This is a genomic window from Mesorhizobium sp. B2-3-7 (assembly GCF_006442695.1).
Classification (GTDB): domain Bacteria; phylum Pseudomonadota; class Alphaproteobacteria; order Rhizobiales; family Rhizobiaceae; genus Mesorhizobium.
The window spans coordinates 78,119-96,203 of record NZ_VFVV01000003.1 but is presented as its reverse complement, the minus strand read 5'-3'; the positions used below and the strand labels follow the sequence as shown (position 1 = coordinate 96,203).

The 18,085-nt window shown below is 61.9% G+C and carries 22 protein-coding genes and 3 tRNA genes; 14 read left to right on the top strand and 11 right to left on the bottom strand.

Annotated features, from left to right (window positions below; all coding sequences use genetic code 11):
• Positions 1–18: 18 nt before the first annotated feature.
• Positions 19–792 (bottom strand): NAD kinase, encoded by a 774-nt coding sequence (locus FJ940_RS07220; RefSeq protein WP_140493621.1) that lies wholly within the window; start codon positions 790–792, stop codon positions 19–21.
• Positions 793–1,110: 318 nt separating this feature from the next.
• On the opposite strand from FJ940_RS07220, the gene FJ940_RS28405 reads away from it, so the two are divergent.
• Positions 1,111–1,275 carry a hypothetical protein gene (locus tag FJ940_RS28405; RefSeq protein WP_181167386.1) on the top strand — a complete coding sequence of 55 codons (165 nt, stop codon included), beginning with the start codon at positions 1,111–1,113 and terminating at the stop codon, positions 1,273–1,275.
• An 18-nt stretch (positions 1,276–1,293) separates the two neighbouring features.
• On the opposite strand, the gene FJ940_RS07215 is transcribed toward FJ940_RS28405, so the two are convergent.
• From FJ940_RS07215 to FJ940_RS07195, 5 genes are read right to left on the bottom strand one after another with little or no spacing between them, the layout of a single operon-like run.
• On the bottom strand, positions 1,294–2,055 hold the full coding sequence (locus FJ940_RS07215) for an MBL fold metallo-hydrolase (RefSeq protein ID WP_140655968.1): 762 nt from the start codon (positions 2,053–2,055) through the stop codon (positions 1,294–1,296).
• 2 nt (positions 2,056–2,057) lie between these two features.
• Positions 2,058–3,122, bottom strand: a complete 1,065-nt coding sequence (locus FJ940_RS07210) for an ABC transporter ATP-binding protein (RefSeq protein ID WP_140522146.1) — start codon at positions 3,120–3,122, stop codon at positions 2,058–2,060.
• Positions 3,119–3,901, bottom strand: a complete 783-nt coding sequence (locus FJ940_RS07205) for an ABC transporter permease (protein WP_140517632.1) — start codon at positions 3,899–3,901, stop codon at positions 3,119–3,121. The genes FJ940_RS07210 and FJ940_RS07205 overlap by 4 nt, the downstream gene beginning before the upstream one ends.
• Position 3,902: 1 nt before the next feature.
• Positions 3,903–4,742: an ABC transporter permease gene (locus FJ940_RS07200; RefSeq protein ID WP_140517631.1), complete on the bottom strand. Its 840-nt coding sequence runs from the start codon at positions 4,740–4,742 to the stop codon at positions 3,903–3,905.
• A gap of 9 nt (positions 4,743–4,751) precedes the next feature.
• Entirely contained in the window at positions 4,752–5,843 is a 1,092-nt protein-coding gene (locus tag FJ940_RS07195; RefSeq protein WP_140584184.1) for a spermidine/putrescine ABC transporter substrate-binding protein, read from the bottom strand.
• Between the two features lie 91 nt (positions 5,844–5,934).
• Between FJ940_RS07195 and FJ940_RS07190 the strand changes: the two genes are divergently transcribed.
• Entirely contained in the window at positions 5,935–6,549 is a 615-nt protein-coding gene (locus FJ940_RS07190; RefSeq protein WP_140655964.1) for a TetR/AcrR family transcriptional regulator, read from the top strand.
• Between the two features lie 187 nt (positions 6,550–6,736).
• On the opposite strand, the gene FJ940_RS07185 is transcribed toward FJ940_RS07190, so the two are convergent.
• Positions 6,737–6,943 (bottom strand): hypothetical protein, encoded by a 207-nt coding sequence (locus FJ940_RS07185; RefSeq protein ID WP_140493598.1) that lies wholly within the window; start codon positions 6,941–6,943, stop codon positions 6,737–6,739.
• 195 nt (positions 6,944–7,138) lie between these two features.
• On the opposite strand from FJ940_RS07185, the gene FJ940_RS07180 reads away from it, so the two are divergent.
• Positions 7,139–7,708 (top strand): DUF2569 family protein, encoded by a 570-nt coding sequence (locus FJ940_RS07180; RefSeq protein WP_140493595.1) that lies wholly within the window; start codon positions 7,139–7,141, stop codon positions 7,706–7,708.
• A gap of 209 nt (positions 7,709–7,917) precedes the next feature.
• Entirely contained in the window at positions 7,918–9,108 is a 1,191-nt protein-coding gene (locus tag FJ940_RS07175; protein WP_140493592.1) for a helix-turn-helix domain-containing protein, read from the top strand.
• Between the two features lie 44 nt (positions 9,109–9,152).
• Here the strand turns inward: FJ940_RS07175 and FJ940_RS07170 are convergent.
• A tRNA-Thr gene (locus tag FJ940_RS07170) sits at positions 9,153–9,228 on the bottom strand.
• Positions 9,229–9,386: 158 nt separating this feature from the next.
• Between FJ940_RS07170 and FJ940_RS07165 the strand changes: the two genes are divergently transcribed.
• The 4 genes from FJ940_RS07165 to FJ940_RS07150 all read left to right on the top strand — a co-directional run bounded on the left by FJ940_RS07165 (position 9,387) and on the right by FJ940_RS07150 (position 11,056).
• Entirely contained in the window at positions 9,387–9,557 is a 171-nt protein-coding gene (locus tag FJ940_RS07165; protein ID WP_140493589.1) for a hypothetical protein, read from the top strand.
• A 197-nt stretch (positions 9,558–9,754) separates the two neighbouring features.
• Positions 9,755–9,961 carry a hypothetical protein gene (locus FJ940_RS07160; protein WP_140493585.1) on the top strand — a complete coding sequence of 69 codons (207 nt, stop codon included), beginning with the start codon at positions 9,755–9,757 and terminating at the stop codon, positions 9,959–9,961.
• 219 nt (positions 9,962–10,180) lie between these two features.
• Positions 10,181–10,486 (top strand): BA14K family protein, encoded by a 306-nt coding sequence (locus FJ940_RS07155; protein WP_140493582.1) that lies wholly within the window; start codon positions 10,181–10,183, stop codon positions 10,484–10,486.
• 210 nt (positions 10,487–10,696) lie between these two features.
• On the top strand, positions 10,697–11,056 hold the full coding sequence (locus FJ940_RS07150; protein ID WP_140493579.1) for a hypothetical protein: 360 nt from the start codon (positions 10,697–10,699) through the stop codon (positions 11,054–11,056).
• Here the strand turns inward: FJ940_RS07150 and bhcR are convergent, their stop codons facing one another.
• Positions 11,057–11,878, bottom strand: coding sequence for an HTH-type transcriptional regulator BhcR (gene bhcR / locus FJ940_RS07145; protein ID WP_140493574.1), 822 nt, complete (start codon positions 11,876–11,878; stop codon positions 11,057–11,059).
• Between the two features lie 214 nt (positions 11,879–12,092).
• On the opposite strand from bhcR, the gene gcl reads away from it, so the two are divergent.
• From gcl to FJ940_RS07125, 3 genes are all read left to right on the top strand, one after another.
• Positions 12,093–13,874: a glyoxylate carboligase gene (gene gcl / locus FJ940_RS07140; protein WP_140655961.1), complete on the top strand. Its 1,782-nt coding sequence runs from the start codon at positions 12,093–12,095 to the stop codon at positions 13,872–13,874.
• 21 nt (positions 13,875–13,895) lie between these two features.
• Positions 13,896–14,693 (top strand): hydroxypyruvate isomerase, encoded by a 798-nt coding sequence (gene hyi, locus FJ940_RS07135; RefSeq protein ID WP_140493566.1) that lies wholly within the window; start codon positions 13,896–13,898, stop codon positions 14,691–14,693.
• A gap of 223 nt (positions 14,694–14,916) precedes the next feature.
• A complete protein-coding gene (locus FJ940_RS07125) occupies positions 14,917–15,804 on the top strand; it encodes a 2-hydroxy-3-oxopropionate reductase (RefSeq protein ID WP_140493563.1) in 888 nt (295 codons plus the stop codon).
• Positions 15,805–15,850: 46 nt separating this feature from the next.
• Here FJ940_RS07125 and FJ940_RS07120 read toward each other — a convergent pair whose 3' ends face one another.
• Entirely contained in the window at positions 15,851–16,696 is an 846-nt protein-coding gene (locus FJ940_RS07120; RefSeq protein WP_140655958.1) for an RNA methyltransferase, read from the bottom strand.
• 197 nt (positions 16,697–16,893) lie between these two features.
• On the opposite strand from FJ940_RS07120, the gene FJ940_RS07115 reads away from it, so the two are divergent.
• Both FJ940_RS07115 and FJ940_RS07110 read left to right on the top strand, forming a co-directional pair.
• Positions 16,894–16,978: transfer RNA gene (locus FJ940_RS07115), tRNA-Tyr, on the top strand.
• A gap of 90 nt (positions 16,979–17,068) precedes the next feature.
• A tRNA-Gly gene (locus tag FJ940_RS07110) sits at positions 17,069–17,142 on the top strand.
• 83 nt (positions 17,143–17,225) lie between these two features.
• Here FJ940_RS07110 and FJ940_RS07105 read toward each other — a convergent pair.
• Positions 17,226–17,684 (bottom strand): YidB family protein, encoded by a 459-nt coding sequence (locus tag FJ940_RS07105; RefSeq protein WP_140655955.1) that lies wholly within the window; start codon positions 17,682–17,684, stop codon positions 17,226–17,228.
• 129 nt (positions 17,685–17,813) lie between these two features.
• Here FJ940_RS07105 and FJ940_RS07100 point away from each other — a divergent pair, with 129 nt between their 5' ends.
• On the top strand, positions 17,814–18,071 hold the full coding sequence (locus tag FJ940_RS07100) for a GlsB/YeaQ/YmgE family stress response membrane protein (RefSeq protein WP_140493554.1): 258 nt from the start codon (positions 17,814–17,816) through the stop codon (positions 18,069–18,071).
• Positions 18,072–18,085 lie beyond the last annotated feature (14 nt).

Here is an 18,085-nt window from a genome sequence, read left to right as displayed (position 1 = left end):
CGCCGGCTCAATATCGGCTCAATAACGGAACTGTTCCGCCAGTATGCGTTCGTTCCAGGAGTGATTGGGATCGAACAGCAAAGTTGCGGTCGCCGTCGCTGATTCCCGCACCGTCACGGAAGCTACGGCCTTGACCTCCGTATGGTCGGCGGCGGCGTTCACCGGCCGCTTTTCCGCCTCTAGTATGTCGAAGCGCACGGTTGCTTTGTTGGAAAGCAAAGCGCCGCGCCAGCGGCGGGGGCGAAACGGGCTGACGGGGGTAAGCGCCAGCAGCGGCGCGTCGAGCGGCAGGATGGGCCCATGCGCCGAAAGATTGTAGGCGGTGGAGCCAGCCGGCGTGGCAATCATCACGCCGTCGCAATTCAGTTCCTCGAGCCGTACCTGGTCATCTATGGTGATGCGGATCTTGGCCGTCTGATAGGACTGGCGCCATAACGCCACTTCGTTGATGGCCAGCGCCGAGACGGTTTCGCCATCCGAGGTAACGGCCTGCATCTCCAGCGGACGGATCGTTTCGGCGACCGCGGCCGCGATGCGCTCGGCGAGACCTCCGGAACGATATTCGTTCATCAGGAAGCCGATGGTGCCACGGTTCATGCCGTAGACCTTTTTGCCGGTTCCCATTGTATCGCGCAAAGTTTGCAGCAGGAAACCGTCGCCGCCCAGGGCCACGACGACATCGGCTTCCGCGACCGAATGCTGGCCATAGCGCGCCGACAGGCTTTCCAGCGCCGCTTTGGCGTCAGGCGTGCCGGACGAGACGAAGGCGATGCTGTTGGCGGCTTTGCTCATGGCTCCCCGACGGTGACCGGTTGGCGGCTGGGCCGGGGTAGCATGGGCGGGCCTGTGTGCAAAGAGAGCCCGCAGACGTGCGGTTCGAACCGGCAGTCGCGAATCATATCAGGGAACGAGCCAATGTGATGGTTAAGGCCGGGCTTAAACTCTCGTAAAGCCGCATCGATCATGTTAGCCGGCATGGTGGCGTGGGGGCGCCCACAGCGATTTTATGCCTTTCAGGATACGAAAGACGCTGTGGCACTTTTGATCGTGCGTGAATCCTTCGAGAGTCGAGCCCGATTCCGGGGACACGCGCCAGCCGGGACCAACATATTGCTGGTAACACGCCTGATCATCATCTCCGTCGTGCTGGGAAGCTTCGCGCTTGTCTTCGCCGAACTGGTGCGCCGCTCGGAAGAAACAAGCCTCAGGCCCTTGCCCACGGCCTCGCGCTGCGGCGATGCTGCCGGAATGCCTTGTCCGCAAAGGGCGCTGTAGGTCAAAACAAGCTGACTGCTAGGAGCGTGGTTGCAGATGGCAGCCGGCCTGGCGTTTCTGTGCCAGATACTCGTCGATCAGCTGGCGATAGCGCACCTTGCCGAAACTCGGGAAATGGCCGCCATGCACGACCGAGACGTCGAGGCCGCGCATGGCAAACATCGTCCCCAAATAATCACCGATATCGGAATGGTAGACGTCGTCGATCAGCGGGCCGTCATAGATGATGTCGCCGGAAAGCAGGATGCCGGTCTTCTTCTCGTACAGCGCGATGCCGCCTGGCGAATGGCCGGGCGTGTGGATCACCTCGAAGGCGCGATCGCCGAGGTCGACGATGTCGCCATGTTCGAGCAGGCGGTCCGCCGGGGCGGGCATGATGCGATAGCGCGCCGTGTCCCAACCTTCCGGCTGGCGATCGAACATCTCTTCATTGGCGTAGCGGTCCGCCACCGTCCATTCGTTGCGCGGATCGGCGAGGATTTCAGCCTCGGCGCGGTGCACGCAACGTTCGGGAAATTCATGGTGGCAGCCTATATGATCGAAATGCGTGTGGCTGGCGACGCAGGTGAGCTTGCGCTCGCTGACCAGCGGCACATGGCGCCTGAGGCTGAAATGGCCAAGCCCGGTATCGAACAGCAGGTCGCGGTCGCGGCCGCGCACATGCCACATATTGCAGCGGAAGAACGGTTTGATCCATGGCTCGTGGATCAGCGTGACACCGTCGCCCATGCCGATGGTTTCGTACCAGTCAGGTGCGTCGACGACCGCAAGCATGCCCATGTTCAATCCGTCAGCAGGATGATCTTGTCTGTATCGCAGGAAACCGAGACCGTGTCGCCCGGCTGCACGACGGACGTCGCGGGCAGTTTGGCGATGAATTGCAGCGTGGCGTCTTCAGCGGAGACCGCGAGCACGCGCTTGAAGCTGCCCTGGAAAACGACATCGCTGACCTGCGCCTTGCCCAGCTTTGTGGCGCCTGAGGTCGCGCCCAGGGCAAGGTGCTCCGGCCGGATGGCCAAGGCAACCGCCGATCCCACCGGCAACGCTCCGGACGCCGAGACCGGCCCGACCTGTGTCGCGACAGTGCTTGTCCTGTCCATCATCTCCGCCACCGTTCCGCGAAGAATGGTGCTCTCGCCCATGAAAGTCGCCGAAAAGCGTGTCTTTGGGCGCGCATAGACGCGTTCGGGCGGCCCTTCGTCCTCGATGCGGCCATCACTCATCACCACGCAGTGGTCGGCCAGCGCCATCGCTTCTTCCTGGTCGTGGGTGACATGGATGAAGGCGGTGCCGACGCGCTTTTGGATCGCTTTCAATTCGTCCTGCATCTGCCGGCGCAGTTTGAGGTCGAGCGCGCCGAGCGGCTCGTCGAGCAGCAGCACGGCGGGCTCGATCACCAGTGCGCGCGCCAGCGCTACGCGCTGCCGCTGGCCGCCGGAGAGCTGGTGCGGCTTCTTGTCGAAGGCGGCATCCAGCCCGACCAGCGCCAGCGTCTCACGCGCCCGCGCGGCGCGTGTCGCGCCATCGACGCCTTGCATGCGCAGGCCAAAACCGACATTGCCGCCGACGCTCATATGCGGAAACAGCGCATAATCCTGGAACACCGTCGTTGTCGGGCGCTTTGCCGGCGGAACGGCGGTGCAGTCCTCGCCTCGGATGAACACCTTGCCTTCGCTCGGTGTGACGAAGCCGCCCAAAATCGACAAAAGCGTCGTCTTGCCGGAGCCCGACGGTCCGAGCAGGATGGTGTAGCTACCGGGCTCTATCCGCAGCGATACGTCTTTCAGCACCGCCAGCTGGCCGAAACGGTGCGAGACCCCGCGGATGTCGACCAGGGGCGCGCTCATGCCGGCTTCCTCCGCAGCAATGTCAATTCGAACAGCACCACCAGCACGATGGAAACGGCGAACACCAGCGAGCCGACTGCGTTGGTCTTGGGGTTGAGGCCAGAGCGCAGCAGATTCCAGATTTCGACCGGCAGCGTGGTTTCGAAGCGTGTCAGCAGGAAGGAGATCACGAATTCGTCCCAGGAAAAGGTCATCGACAGGAAGAAGCCGGCGAAGATGGCCGGCGCCATGACAGGCACAGTAATCAAGAGCAGCACTTTCCATTCCGGCGCGCCGAGATCGCGCGCGGCGCGCTCGATGTTGATCTGGTGGTCGCCCATCTGGCTGTAGACGATGGCGAAGCAGAGCGGCAGGTTGATCACGACATGGCCGATGCCGGCGGCCATCAGCGATTTCGGCACGCCGGCCCAGTTGAACAGCACCAGCAGCCCCATGCCGATGATGAGATAGCTGACGGTAAGCGGTAGCGTGATCAACCCTCGCAGCAGGGCCGAACCCGGCAGCACGAAGCGCGCGAACGCCCAGGCGCTGAGGAAGCCGAGCGTGACGGCCGCGAGCGACGAAAGGACGGCCACCAGCAGCGAGTTCACCAGCGCCGAGGTCAGCCGCGTATCGGACAGGACGGCCTGGTACCAGCGCAGCGACGGGCCGGTGAAGGGCGGGATGGGGAAGGAGGTTGCCTGCAGCGAGAACAGCACGAGCACGATCACCGGCAGGAAAATGAAGGCATAGATGGCGATCGCGTAGAGACAGGAAGCGGTTCGGACGATCAGGCGCATCTCAGGCCCGCTCGATCTTCAGCCAGCGGGCGCAGGCGAGATAGGCGATGGTCACGACCGCCATCAGGATAATCGACAGGGCGGAGGCCAGCGGAAAATCGCCGCGCCGGCCGATCTGCATCATCACCAGCTGCGGCATGACCAGCTCGTTGTTGCCGCCGAGGATCTGCGGCGTGATGTAGTCGCCGATGCACAGCACGAAGGTCAGGAAGGCGCCGACCATGATGCCGGGCAAGGTCAGCGGCAGGATGACATGCAGGAAGGTGCGCACCGGCCCGGCGCCGAGATCAGCGGCGGCCTTGCGGTAGCTCGGACTGAGCTGCTTCAAATTGGCGAAGATCGTCAGCGTCAAAAGCATGACGAAGAAATGCACGAAGCCGGTCACGGTGGCGAAGCGCGTATTGGCGAGCTGCAGCGGTTCGCTGGTCAAGCCGATGCCGGTCAGCGTCCGGTTGATGACGCCGTTCTGCGCCAGCACCAGAAGCCAGGAATAGGAGCGCACGACATAGGACGTCCAGAACGGCAGCACGGCCAGCATCAGCGCCAGCCGCTGCCAGCGTTCCGGCACCTGTTCGGCCAGGATCCAGGCGAAAGGATAGGCGAGCAGCACCGAGACCACCGTGACGATCGCCGTCACCTCCAGCGAATTCACCATCGCTTGCCAATAGGCAGGATTGGTGAAGAACTGGCTATAATTGGCTGATGTGAAGCCGCCGCCCTCATGCGACGTCAGGCTGGAAAGCCCCATGGCGATGAAAGGCAACACGAAGAACAGCAAGGTCCAGCCGAGCGCCGGCGTAACCAGCGCCCAGGGCAGGGCCTTGTTCGCGGTGCTGCTCACGACGGCCGTCTACTGCGCCTGCAGCATCTCGGTCCACATGTCCTGCATCTTCTTGTCGAGGTCGGCGTTCGGCGCCGGATAGGCCTGGGCGCGGGCAAGGAACTCGGGCTGCTCGTCGAAGCGCAGGATCTTCTTCTGGTCGTCGGTGAGTGCCGCCTTGCTGTTCGCCGGCATGCCCCAATAGCAGGAGGATGTGGCAAGACGGGCCTGGCCTTCCGGGCTCATGATATACTGGATGAATTTCAGCGCCACGTCCTTGTTCTTGGAGTCCTTGAACATGGCGAGCGACTGCGACCACAGCACCGCTCCCTCCTTGGGGATCGAGAAGTCCAGCGCCGGGTTCTCCTTGGCCAGGCCCGCCGTCACCCATTCGCCGCCGCCGACCAGAATATCGACTTCACCGGTGGCGAGCGCTGTCTGGCTGGCGGTCACCTCGCCGACCAGCTTGGCGTTGGCCTTCATCTTGAGCAGTTCGGCCTTGAGGGCGGGAAGATCGGCCTCGGTGAGTTCAGCCGTTTTCTTGCCGATGGCGAGTGCTGCCATGCCGATGACCGGCAGGTAATAATCGTAGATGGCGACCTTGCCCTTGTACTTGTCGCTTGTCAGCGACGCCAAGGATTGCATGTCGGCCGGGTCGACCTTGGTCTTGTTGAAGCCGATCGTGTTGTAGCCGAACTTTTCGGTGATGCCGTAGCGCTTGCCGCCGACCACGGTGGAGTTGTCCATCTTCACCTGCGGAAAGAGGTCGCCCAACGGCAGCTTGTCCTCCGGCAGCGGCTCGAACAGGCCTTTTTCCACGCCGCGCGGCACGTCGATGCTGTCGATCACCATCACGTCCCAGTCGCCGGGTTGCGACTGTTCGACGATGGCGAGCCCCGCGCCGGTGCCCTCGAATTCCTTGACGTTGACCTTGACGTTGTTGGCCTCTTCGAAGGGCTGCAGCAGCGCCGGGTCGGCATGATCGCACCAGATCAGGGCGTTGAGATCGGCGGCCTGGCTGGCGCCGGCTGCTGAGAGCACCAGCGCCGTGGCGCCGCAAGCGGCGCCCAGATGTCTCTTCAGGATTGAAAGCGGATTGTTGGCTGTGGATCGTGCGGACATCGAGTGTTCTCCCTTGCCTTTGTGGCTTCTTGCAAAAAATTGAACCAATTCTAAAATTGAGTCAATTCTGTTTCTGTGGCAGACAGCCGGCATGAGTGGATTGAGGGCAAGGCAAAAGGCCGACCGGCACCGCCGCATCATCGAGGCGGCGGCCGAGCTTTTCCGCGAGGCCGGCTATGAAGGCGCCAAGATCGAGGTGATCGCGGCCCAGGCCGAAGTGTCGATCGGGACGATTTACAATTACTACCAGAATAAGGGCGACATCCTCGGCGCCATCGTCTCCATGGAGGTCAACGAGGTGCTGAATGCCGGGCGAGGCGTGGTCGACAGCCCACCGGCCAATGTCGGCGATGCGCTGGACACGCTGATCGGCATCTATATCGAGCACTCCTTGCACTATCTCAGCAAGGAGATGTGGCGCCAGGCGATGGCGATCTCGACGCAACTGCCCGACAGCCCGTTCGGCCAGGCCTACACGGCGCTCGACCGCGCTCTGACGCAACAGATCCGCGCCCTGATCGCAAGGCTGCAGGAGATCGGCCTGGTGCGGCGCGACATCGACGGGCAGGCGGTGGGTGAGCTGGTCTTCAACAACATGAACATGATGTTCATCGAGTTCGTGAAGCGCGACGAGGCAAGGATAGCGGAACTGCGCGCGGCGATCCGACGGCAGAACCGGATCCTGGTGGCGGCGATCGGGATGTGAGGATGGAAGCGACCGCGGCATGAACCAGCTTCCGCTGCCAGTGTGACTGACGATGAGTGCCAACGGCGGCGCCCGTCTACACCGCCGGGCCCCGCGCACAGGGCAGCGTAGCCGCTGGGCCTAATCAGCGATTCCTTCGAAGCATCGACCGAAAGGAAAGACGCGGCCGCAGTGTCGCAGGTAAAAATCAGTGATCGGTCGGATCGATCTTCGTCAGGCGCTCTCGCGCTTCGGTGACGCGCCGCTGCGCGGACCTTATCCTGCTGCAAAGCGCGAGATTGATGCCGACGCCACAGTCTCCGTCCAGCATTTCTTCCGCTCGTTTGAGGGCGAGTACCGCTCGGCCAATCCGCTGCCTGGCTCTGGCCAGTTCCATGTCCAAGAGTTCGATCATTGTTCCGCTACAGAGTTTGCGGTCCCTTCGATCGTTAACCGTCTCCGGCCGGGTTTGGTTCCGGGTTGCGGCTCGAGACTCAGGACAGCAGGAGAAAGTCGCCGCTTCGGCACCGACCACATTGCACGCGAAGTCGCCTCTTGAGTTGAATTTGAAATCTGATACAACTTATAGGAGTGCGAAGGGGAGAGGTTAATGGGGACGTTTTCAATCTGGCATTGGACGATCGTACTGCTGATCATCGGCGTGCCTGTTTTCTTTGCGGTTCGCTCAGCCGTGAAGCCGTCACAGGGCCCGGCGGCTCTTGTAGGATTCGGTGGCTGGCTTATGCTGCTTGCGATCGGTCAGGTTTTGTCGCCGCTGCGCACGCTCGCCGACTTGGCCAATTCGGCCGAGGGTTACCGGCAACTCATGCCCCTGCCAAATGGACTGGTTGCGGTGTATAGCGAGGTTGCCCTCAATCTGGCATTTCTGGCGCTTCAACTGGTTGTGCTCATTTCGATGCTGCGGCGAAGCCGACGCTTTCCACAATTGTTTCTGGTTCAGTGGATTGCGATACCGGTTGTGTTCGTCCTGGACACGATCTTGATCTCATCAACTCTGGGCGTCCCGGTGAGCCAGATCCTTGCTGGAGATGCGCTGGCGACACCCGTCCTGTCGTTCATCCTCACCGGGGCTTGGGTCGCCTACGTCTACAAGTCCGTCAGGGTGAAGAACACGTTCGGCGGCGAAGTGGCAGCCGGCCAGGTCGCGACAGCCTCCTAGCGAAAGTCCGCTGGGTTTCGCCTCTTCGCATGAGCAGTCCTCCTGCGACAGGCTTCGGAGGACACTCCTTCGTTTTGCGAGATCTGGTGTTCTTATAACGGGCTGGGTGGCCTGCCACCCGAAGCTTGAAGAGTGAGCGACCCGAGACATAGGTGACGTTTTGTACCGGACACATGGGTAACACTTTTGGCTTTTGGCCGGAGGTGTTGATGCCGTGGAGAGAGTGTTCGGTGATGGAGGAACGTCTACGCTTCGTGGCCCGTCTTCTGGACGGGGAAGGCATGAGCGATGTGTGCCGGGAGTTCGGCATCTCGCGCAAGACGGGCTACAAGATCTTCAATCGCTACAAGGATGAGGGCCTTGAGGCACTGACGGACCGCTCTCGGCGGCCGGTGCGCTATGCCAACCAACTGCCGGTCCAGATCGAGCGGATGATTGTGGAAAACAAGCAAGAGAAGCCGCACTGGGGCGCCAGGAAGATCAGGGAGTTGCTGATCAGGAAACTGGCCGGCGACGTGCGCATTCCGGCCAAGAGCACAGTTCATGCCGTGCTCGACCGCCACGGCCTTGTGAGCCAGGCCCGCAAGAGGAACCGGGCGAACAAGGCCGCGGGCACGCAACTGTCACAGGCGATGCAGCCCAACGATCTCTGGTGCGCCGATTTCAAGGGCGAGTTCAAGCTCGGCAACGGCCGCTACTGTTACCCCCTGACCGTCACCGACCAGGCTTCACGCTATCTGCTGGCCTGCGAAGCCCTTGACTCGACAAAGGAGATTCCCGTCCTTGAGGCTTTCGTCCGGCTCTTCAAGGAACGTGGCCTGCCGGAAGCGATTAGAAGCGACAATGGCCTTCCTTTCGCAAGCCCCAACGGCCTCTACAATCTATCGAGGCTGTCGGTGTTCTGGCTGAGGCTCGGCATCGCCATCGAGCGCATCAGACCCGGCAACCCGCACGAGAACGCTCGCCATGGGCGCATGCACCGCACGCTCAAGGCCGAAACGACCCGGCCGCCGGGCATGAACGTCCTGCAGCAGCAGGCCAGGTTCGATGCTTTCATGAGCGAATTCAATGACGAGAGGCCCCACGAGGCCATCGGCATGAAGGTGCCAGCCGAGCTCTACAGAGGCTCTTCAAGAGCCTATCAAGGCCTCCCCGGGCTGGAATATCCCTTCCATGACAAGGACATCCTCGTCACCGCCTGCGGCCGCATCTGCATGCACAGGAAGAAAATCAACATCTCCACCGTGCTCGCCGGCCAGAGGCTCGGAATCAGCGAAGTCGACGACGGCATTTGGCTCGTCTCCTTCATGCACTATGATCTGGGGTATATCGACTTGGAACAGAGGACCTTGCAGACCATCGACAACCCGTTCGGCACGAGGTTGTCACCCATGTCTTAGGTACATTCTGTTACCTATGTCTCCGGGCCGTACAGAGCGAAGGGTGGTGCCCCCGGCAGGAATCGAACCCGCGACCTTCGGTTTACAAAACCGCTGCTCTACCAGCTGAGCTACAAGGGCATGCGGCACCGGTTAGCCATATTTGCGGCGCCAGTAAAGACAAATGTCGGTTTTGAGGCGCTCATGAACGCTGCCGGGCAACAGGCACGGCATCCTGAAAACGGCCAATTCGCTTCCTATATCTACGGCAGGTGCAATCGCTTGGGCGAGGCTGTCGCATGATCAGATTTGTCATCATCCTGCCGATCGTCGTCATAGCCTGGATGCTTCTGGTGAAGCTTATCAGGAGCGTCAAGAACGCCAATATCGACTGGACCGGCGTCACCACCATCATCGGCTTCATCGCGCTCGCCTTCTGGCTGCGCCATGTCACGGGCATGGGGTGGTGAATAGTAGTCAGTAGTCAGTAGTCAGTAGTCAGCCTGCTGCTCATAGCCTACTACTCACTACTCACTACTCACGATTCATCCCGTCTCCGGCCTTGCCGAAAAAAATCTCCTCCACCTTTCGAACCTTTTCCCGCGCCGCGCCGACTGATGGTCAGAGGCGAATGGGTCGCCTCGATCAAAAGATCCAGGAGATCATCATGTTCCAGCGCACTCTCGTTTCAGGCCTCGTTGCCATTTTCGTCGCCACCGGCGCGCTCGCCGGCACCGTCGGCACGTCGTCGGCCCACGGCATGCACGGCCACCATCATCACCACAACCATCACAAGAAGCACTTCAAGAAGTTTTGGTGGAAGCACCATAACCATCATTACCACAAGCACGGCAAGGTGATCATCTTTCTTTGATGGAGGGACCCAATTCTCCCGAAAGGGCGGCTTCGGCCGTCCTTTTTCGTTGGGCGAAATGGGACCGGTCATCAATGTCTAGCCAGGCCCTTGCAGGCCGCCGTCAGCACGACCTCCTCGGTTCACGTTCAAAAAAGATTCGAACCTTTTTCTTGTGCCGAACGACAGATGATCAAGAGGCGGATGGGTCGCCTCTCCAAACGAAGCAAGGAGATCATCATGTTCAAGCGCGCACTCGTTTCCAGCCTCATCGCCACCACCGTCGCCGCCACCGCTTTGGTCGGCACCGTTCAGCCTTCGGCGGCTCATTCGCATCACCACCACCATGGCCTCGGCATCGGCATCGCCGCCGGCGTCGGCGGTTTTGTCCTGGGCAGCCTGCTTGCCCAGCCCCGCGCTGTCTATGTGGATGAGGACGGCGGCTCGTGGCACGTCCGCCGCTGCTTCGATCGCTATTCGAGCTACGATCCGGACTCCGACACCTACATCGGTTACGACGGCTATCGCCATTACTGCCGTCTCTGAGAGGAGGAGCACCGTTCAGCACCAGAAGAGGGGCTCAGGCGAGCCTCTTTTCTATTGCTTGGACAGCGGCACGCCTGTTGGATAGCCGACTTTCAATGAGATGCCTGAAAGTCCTCGGTTTTGTCGATGCGATCGGCAATGTACAGGCATTTCCCGAAGGCCTAATCTGCTTTGGCGATGATCTGCGGGCGATATGGGGGAGGGTGATCCTTGGACGAGCAGGACCCGAAAGAGGAACAGGTCGAAATCATTTTCCGCAACGGCACGGTCACGGCCGTCGGCATCCTGCTGGCGTTTTCGCTGGGATTCATCACGCATTGGGCCGCCAATCCGATCCCGTGGCAGACCTATCATCTCGTCGCCGTGCTGCCCATCCTGGCCGGCATCGCCTTGCAGATGCGGGCATTGTCGCTTCTGCTCGACACAAAGTGCCTGCGGCTGAGCGCCTATGAACGCGCCAACCGCATCTTCATCACCGGCCTCGTCTTCACCGCCTGCGGTGTCGGCATGGCGATCCTGCTCGATTTCTTCGATCTTGCGAGCAGAAGCGCGCTGCCCGGAGCAGGTTGATCATCCGGTTTGCACGCCGCCGATCATCTTGGTCACCTCGGCCGCGGCGCTGTGCACCAGCGGGCCGATCTCGGCCAGCCGTTCAGGCGTCACCCGAACCGTCGGGCCCGACACCGAGACTCCGCCGATCGGCTCGCCGAATTCGTTGAAGATGGCTGATGCCACGCAGCGCATGCCTGGGTGCCGTTCCTCGTCGTCGACCGACCAGCCGCGCAGCTTGATCGTCGCGAGATCATGCGCGAGGGCAGGGATGTCGGACAGCGTCCTGTCGGTGAAGCGCTGCAGGCCGGCCTTGCGCAGGATGGCTCCGACGCGCTCCGGCTCGAGATGGGCCAGCACCGCCTTGCCGATGCCGGATGCGTGAAAAGGGCTCCGCGTGCCCGGTCGGAAGAAGGCGCGGATCGCCTGGTGGGTCTCGACCTGGCTGACGAACACCACGCAATCGTCCTCGGCGACGCCGAGATTGGCGGTCTCGCCGGTTTTCTCCATCAGCTCCTGCATGACGATGCGCGCGCGGTCGACCAGCTTGCGGCGGCGCAGGAACGCCGCGCCCATCCGGTAGGTCTCGACGCCGATCGACCAAAGCTGGTCCGAGCTGTCGAACTCGACCATGCCGTGGTTTTCGAGCGTCGTCAGCATGCGGTAGGCGGTGGAGGCAGCCAGACCGCTGTGAGCCGATATCTCGCTCAGCGACAGGCCGCTGCCTTCGGCAACGATGGCCAGGATGCGCAAGGCCCGGTCCAACGACTGCACCGAAGCCGCCTCCGACGGGCCGTTGAAGGCGCGCGGCCGGCCGCGCTGGCGTTTTTCAGCGGTTTCCATTTACGCCATCATGCCCGATTTTCCCGAACGGACAATGAAAAAGTTTTTCACGCGTTCTGCATTGCCACTTTTTGGAAAACAAAAAGAGAAAGGAAATCAATTGGCAACGGCAGTTTCTTAGAAATGAAAAAATATTCTGAAAAAATTGAAAAATAGCGGGCTTGCTGACATTCTCGGTTATCCAACAATCACAACCCTGTGGAGGGTCGGAACAATGGCCAGGATGCGCGCTGTCGATGCTGCGGTTCTCGTTCTCGAAAAGGAAGGCATCGCCTGCGCCTTCGGCGTGCCGGGCGCGGCGATCAATCCGCTCTACTCGGCCCTGAAGGCGAGGGGCACGATCCGCCATGTGCTGGCCCGTCATGTCGAGGGCGCGTCGCACATGGCCGAAGGCTTCACCAGGGCCAAGGCAGGCAATATCGGGCTCTGCATCGGCACGTCCGGCCCGGCCGGCACCGACATGATCACCGGGCTCTACTCGGCCGCAGCCGATTCCATCCCGATCCTCTGCATCACCGGCCAGGCGCCGCGGGCGCGGCTGAACAAGGAGGATTTCCAGGCCGTCGACATCGCCGCCATCGCGTCGCCCGTCGCCAAATGGGCGGTCACCGTCATGGAGCCTTATCTCGTGCCGATGGCGCTTCAGAAGGCATTTCACCTGATGAGGTCTTCGCGCCCGGGACCGGTGCTGATCGACCTGCCGGTCGACGTCCAATTGGCCGAGATCGAGTTCGACATCGACGCCTATGAGCCGCTCGCGCCGTTCAAGCCGGCGATGACGCGCGCCCAGGCCGAGAAGGCTCTGGCGATGCTCAACGCCGCCGAAAAGCCGCTGATCGTCGCCGGCGGCGGCATCATCAATGCCGATGCGTCGGACCTGCTGATAGAATTCGCCGAGATTACCGGCGTGCCCGTCATCCCGACGCTGATGGGCTGGGGCGCGATCCCCGACGACCATCGGCTGATGGCCGGCATGTGCGGCCTGCAGACCTCGCACCGCTATGGCAACGCGACGATGCTGGAAGCCGACTTCGTCTTCGGCATCGGCAACCGCTGGGCCAACCGCCACACCGGTTCGGTCGATGTCTACACCAAGGGAAAAAAGTTCATCCATGTCGACATCGAGCCGACGCAGATCGGCCGTGTGTTTGCCCCGGATCTCGGCGTCGTCTCGGATGCGGGCGCTGCGCTGAAGATGCTGCTCGACGTCGCCACCGAATGGAAAACGGCCGGAAGACTGCGCGACTGGTCGGGCTGGGCGAAGGAATGCCAGGGCCGCAAGAAGACCATGAAGCGCAAGACGCATTTCGACCAGGTGCCGCTGAAGCCGCAGCGCGTCTATGAGGAGATGAACAAGGCGTTCGGGCGCGACGTCACCTACGTCACCACGATCGGCCTGTCGCAGATCGCCGGCGCGCAGTTCCTGCATGTCTACAAGCCGCGCAACTGGATCAATTGCGGCCAGGCCGGCCCGCTCGGCTGGACACTGCCGGCAGCCCTTGGCGTGCGCGCCGCCGATCCCGACCGGACCATCGTGGCGCTGTCGGGCGACTATGACTTCCAGTTCATGATCGAGGAACTGGCGGTCGGCGCGCAGCACAGGCTGCCCTACATCCACGTCGTCGTGAACAATGCCTATCTCGGCCTGATCCGCCAGGCGCAGCGCGGCTTCTCGATGGATTACGAGGTTAGCCTTGCTTTTGAGAACATCAACCGATCGGACGATCCCGAGGCCGGCTACGGCGTCGACCACGTCGCTGTTGCCGAGGCGATGGGCTGCAAGGCGGTCAGGGTGCGCAAACCGGAAGAATTCGCCGGTGCCTTCAAGGAGGCGCAGCGGCTGATGAAGGAGCATCAGGTTCCCGTAGTGCTCGAATTCATCCTCGAACGCGTCACCAATATCTCGATGGGCACCGAGATCGACAAGATCACCGAATTCGAAGACCTTGCCGAACATCAAGAGGATGCCCCGACAGCGATCGTGATGCTCGACTAGGACGGAAGAAGGACAAAAAGAATGCCGCGTTTTTCAGCCAATCTTTCGATGCTCTTTGGCGAGCATGACTTCCTCGAACGTTTTGACGCAGCTGCCCGCGCGGGCTTCAAAGGCGTTGAATATATAGGCCCCTACGACCATGCGCCCGAGGTGGTGGCCGCGCGGCTGAAGAAGAACGGCCTGACACAGGTGCTGTTCAACCTGCCGGCGGGCGACTGGGGCAAGGGCGAGCGCGGTATCGCCGTTTTGCCGGACCGAGTGCCGGAATTCCGCCAGGGCATCGCCAAGGCGATCGCCTACGCGCAGGCGCTCGGCTGCTCACAGGTCAATTGCCTGGCAGGCATCGCGCCCGCCGGCGTCGACCGCAAGGTGCTCGAGGATGTGTTTGCCGAGAACCTCGCCTTCGCGGCGGAGAAACTGGAGCAGGCCGGTATCAAATTGCTGATCGAGCCGATCAACACGCGCGACATTCCAGGCTTCTTCCTCAATTATTCCGACCAGGCGCTGGCGCTGATCGACCGCGTCGGCTCGAAGAACCTGTTCCTGCAATACGACATCTACCACATGCAGATCATGGAGGGGGATCTCGCCCGTACCATCGAGGCAAACCTCGGCCGCATCGCGCATATCCAGCTTGCGGACAATCCCGGCCGTCACGAGCCGGGGACGGGCGAGATCAACTATCCCTTCCTGTACGAGCATATCGACCGCATTGGTTATTCCGGCTGGGTCGGCGCGGAATACAAGCCGAAGGCCGGAACTGAGCAAGGGTTGGGTTGGTTAAGGGAGCTGGCCGGGCAGGGAAGTGCCGCGGCTTAGCTGTCGAAATCGAACTCGCGTTCCTTCACGCCCTCCTCTGGCCTGTCGGCCATCTCCCCCACCAAGGGCGGAGGTTGGATGTCACCGGCGGCTTCGCTAAATTTTGAACCGGGAAAGTTGGGGCCAGCGCCGAAACTGCCAATCTCCCCACCTGTGGGGGAGATGGCCGGCAGGCCAGAGGGGGGCGTGAAGGAACGCAACCTCAACAAGACGGAGAACCACAATGGAAACCATCGGCTTCATCGGCCTTGGCATCATGGGCGCGCCGATGGCGGGACATTTGCTGGACGCCGGCTACACGGTGATCGCCAGCGACCACCGCTCCAGGCCACAGGCCGAACTGGTGGCCAAGGGACTGAAAACTGTCACCGGCCATGCCGCCGTGGCGAAGGCCGCCGATATCATCATCACCATGGTGCCCGACACACCGCACGTGGCCGAGGTGCTGTTCGGCGACAACGGCGTCGCATCAGGTCTTTCCAAAGGCAAATTGGCCATCGACATGAGCTCGATCTCACCGATCGAGACCAAGGTCTTCGCCAAAAAAATCAACGAACTGGGCTGCGACTATCTCGATGCGCCGGTCTCGGGCGGCGAGGTGGGAGCCAAGGCCGCATCGCTCACCATCATGGTCGGCGGCGAGGAGAGGGCGTTCGAGCGCGCCAGGCCCGTTTTCGAGAAGATGGGCAAGAACATCACCCTGGTCGGACCGAACGGCGTCGGCCAGACCACCAAGGTCGCCAACCAGATCGTCGTCGCGCTGACCATTGAAGCCGTCGCCGAAGCGCTTGTTTTTGCTTCAAAAGCCGGCGCCGACCCCGCCAAGGTCAGGCAGGCGCTGATGGGCGGGTTGGCCGCCTCGCGCATCCTCGAAGTGCATGGCGAACGCATGGTCAGGCGCACCTTCGCGCCGGGTTTCCGCATCGAACTGCACCAGAAGGATCTCAACCTCGCCCTGGAAGGCGCAAGGGCGCTCGGCGTCTCCCTGCCCAACACGTCGACCACCCAGCAACTGTTCAATTCCTGCACCGCCAATGGCGGCGCCAGGGAGGATCACTCGGCCCTGGTCAGGGCGCTGGAGCGGATGGCCGGGCATGAGGTAGGGCAGTAGGAGCCGCCCGTTCCGGCCGATTTGGAAACCCTACTGCCGTACTGCCCTACTGCCTCAAGAATTTCCGTGCCGCATAAAGGCTTACCGCCGCCGCGTTCGACACGTTGAGCGAGCGGATGGCGCCGGGCATGTCGAGGCGAGCCAGTGTCGTCACCGTCTCGCGCGTCTTATGGCGCAGGCCCTTGCCTTCCGCGCCCAGCACCAGGGCAAGCTTGTCGCCGGCAAAGCTCGTTTCGAGTTCGGCCGGGCCGTCCGAATCGAGACCGATTGTCTGGAAGCCGGCCTCGTGCAGTTGCGCGAGCGCGTCGGCCAGGTTCTTGACCTCGATCTGGTCGATATGTTCGAGCGCGCCGGAGGCTGATTTCGCCAGCACGCCCGATTCCTGCGGGCTGTGGCGCGCCGTGGTGATCAGCGCGCCGGCATCGAAGGCGACCGCCGAGCGCAGGATGGCGCCGACATTGTGCGGATCGGTGATCTGGTCGAGCACCAGCACCAGCTTTGTGTCGCCAAGAGCGTCGAGGCGCTTGGGCTTCAGCGGCTCGGCCTCGATCAACGCGCCTTGGTGCACGGCATCCGAACCCGTGATCTTGTCGATGTCCCTGGGTTCGACCAGCTCCGCCTTGAAGGGCAGAGCCGCGAGGTCGGCCAGTCCCAGCCGCTCGGCGGCATTGCGCGTCACCAGCATTTTCCGGATCTTGCGGCGCGGATTGTCGAGTGCCGCGCGCACCGTATGCAGGCCATAGAGCCGCACCAGCCCGTCGGCTGCGTTCTCGCCCGGCGGCATGGGCTGGCGCGGCCGGAATGCCGGCGCGCCGCCGCTCTTTTCGTCGCGGTGTGCACGACGCAGCTTGGCGTAGTGGGTGTCTTTCGGGGTGCCGGTCTTGTTGCTCATGGCCGGCTTCTATAGCGGTCTCCGGCGGCCAGGGATATGGCCCGTCGCCGCAGCCGGCGAACAACATCGAAAAACCCTTGCCACGCGGTTGACACCCACTGGCCTTGCCGCCATAAGGCGCTTCGCTGATTTCGGAGAAGTGATACTCGGGTCCGGATCGGCAAGAATGCCTCGTTGCATGGCTCCGGCGGCAGACTGGAGAGGTGCCCGAGTGGTTAAAGGGGACGGACTGTAAATCCGTTGGCTTAGCCTACGTTGGTTCGAATCCAACCCTCTCCACCACTGCCGGCCCGGAAGCCCTGAAACGTGAAAGCGTCGGAGGCGAAAAGCGCATGGCGCTTTTCCGTGGAATCCGGTACTTCAGTGCACGGCGCGGGTATAGCTCAGTGGTAGAGCAGCAGCCTTCCAAGCTGAATATGCGGGTTCGATTCCCGCTACCCGCTCCAGATCTCCAACCCACGCCATCGGCAAGCTGAAACACTGCGCGGCCAGGTCGCGCAGCGCTCCAGAGGATGGCTGTCCGCTCGCTTCAGCTGTTGAAGGCCGACGCGACCTGGTGTTGCTGCGGCACCTGGCCGTTCGGCGTCAGCTTGTCGACGATGCCAGGCAAGGCCGTGCTCAATTGCTTGAGCAGTTCCTGCTCGTCGAGTCCCGTCCGTTGCGCGATCTCGCGGATGACCTGCGGTCCGATCGCGTTGCCCAGGTCGTTGGCGTTGATCGGCTGGTTCTGGCCGGTGCCGACCCAGGAATCAGCGACGTTGCCGTGGCCGGAGTTCTTCAATTTGTCGAGCAGGCCGCCCAGTCCGCCAAGCAGGCCGCCATCGCCGGCCGTGGTTTCACTGGGCTCGGCCGGTACGGGAGTTTGGGGTTGCTCCGGCTGTTCGGCACTCCTGCCGCTCAGCATCTTTCCGACCAGCAGCGCGCCGAGCGCGATCATCAGGGGTTTGGTGATGTTGCCGCCCGGAACGGCATTGTCAAACAGTCCCATCGTGGATCTCCTTGTCAACCAAGCCCGTCCCATCGTCACAATGACGCAATCGGGCGGAATTTCAAGCTGGCTTGAGCTTTTGACAATCATATGAAAATGATGGACGCGGCAGGGGATTGGAGAGGAAAAATGTCAATCATCAGCTGGATTATTCTGGGAGTCATCGCCGGCTTTCTTGGCAGCAAGATCGTCAACAAGAGCGGCCAGGGCATGATCATGGATATCGTGCTCGGCATTGTCGGCGCCATTGTCGGCGGCCTGATCTTCAGCGCTTTCGGCGCGTCGGGCGTGACCGGTCTCAACATCTACAGCCTGATCGTCGCGGTGGTGGGCGCCGTGGTCGTGTTGTGGGCTTACCACCAGTTCGCCGGCAAGCGGACTATTTAGCACCAGTCCCATTC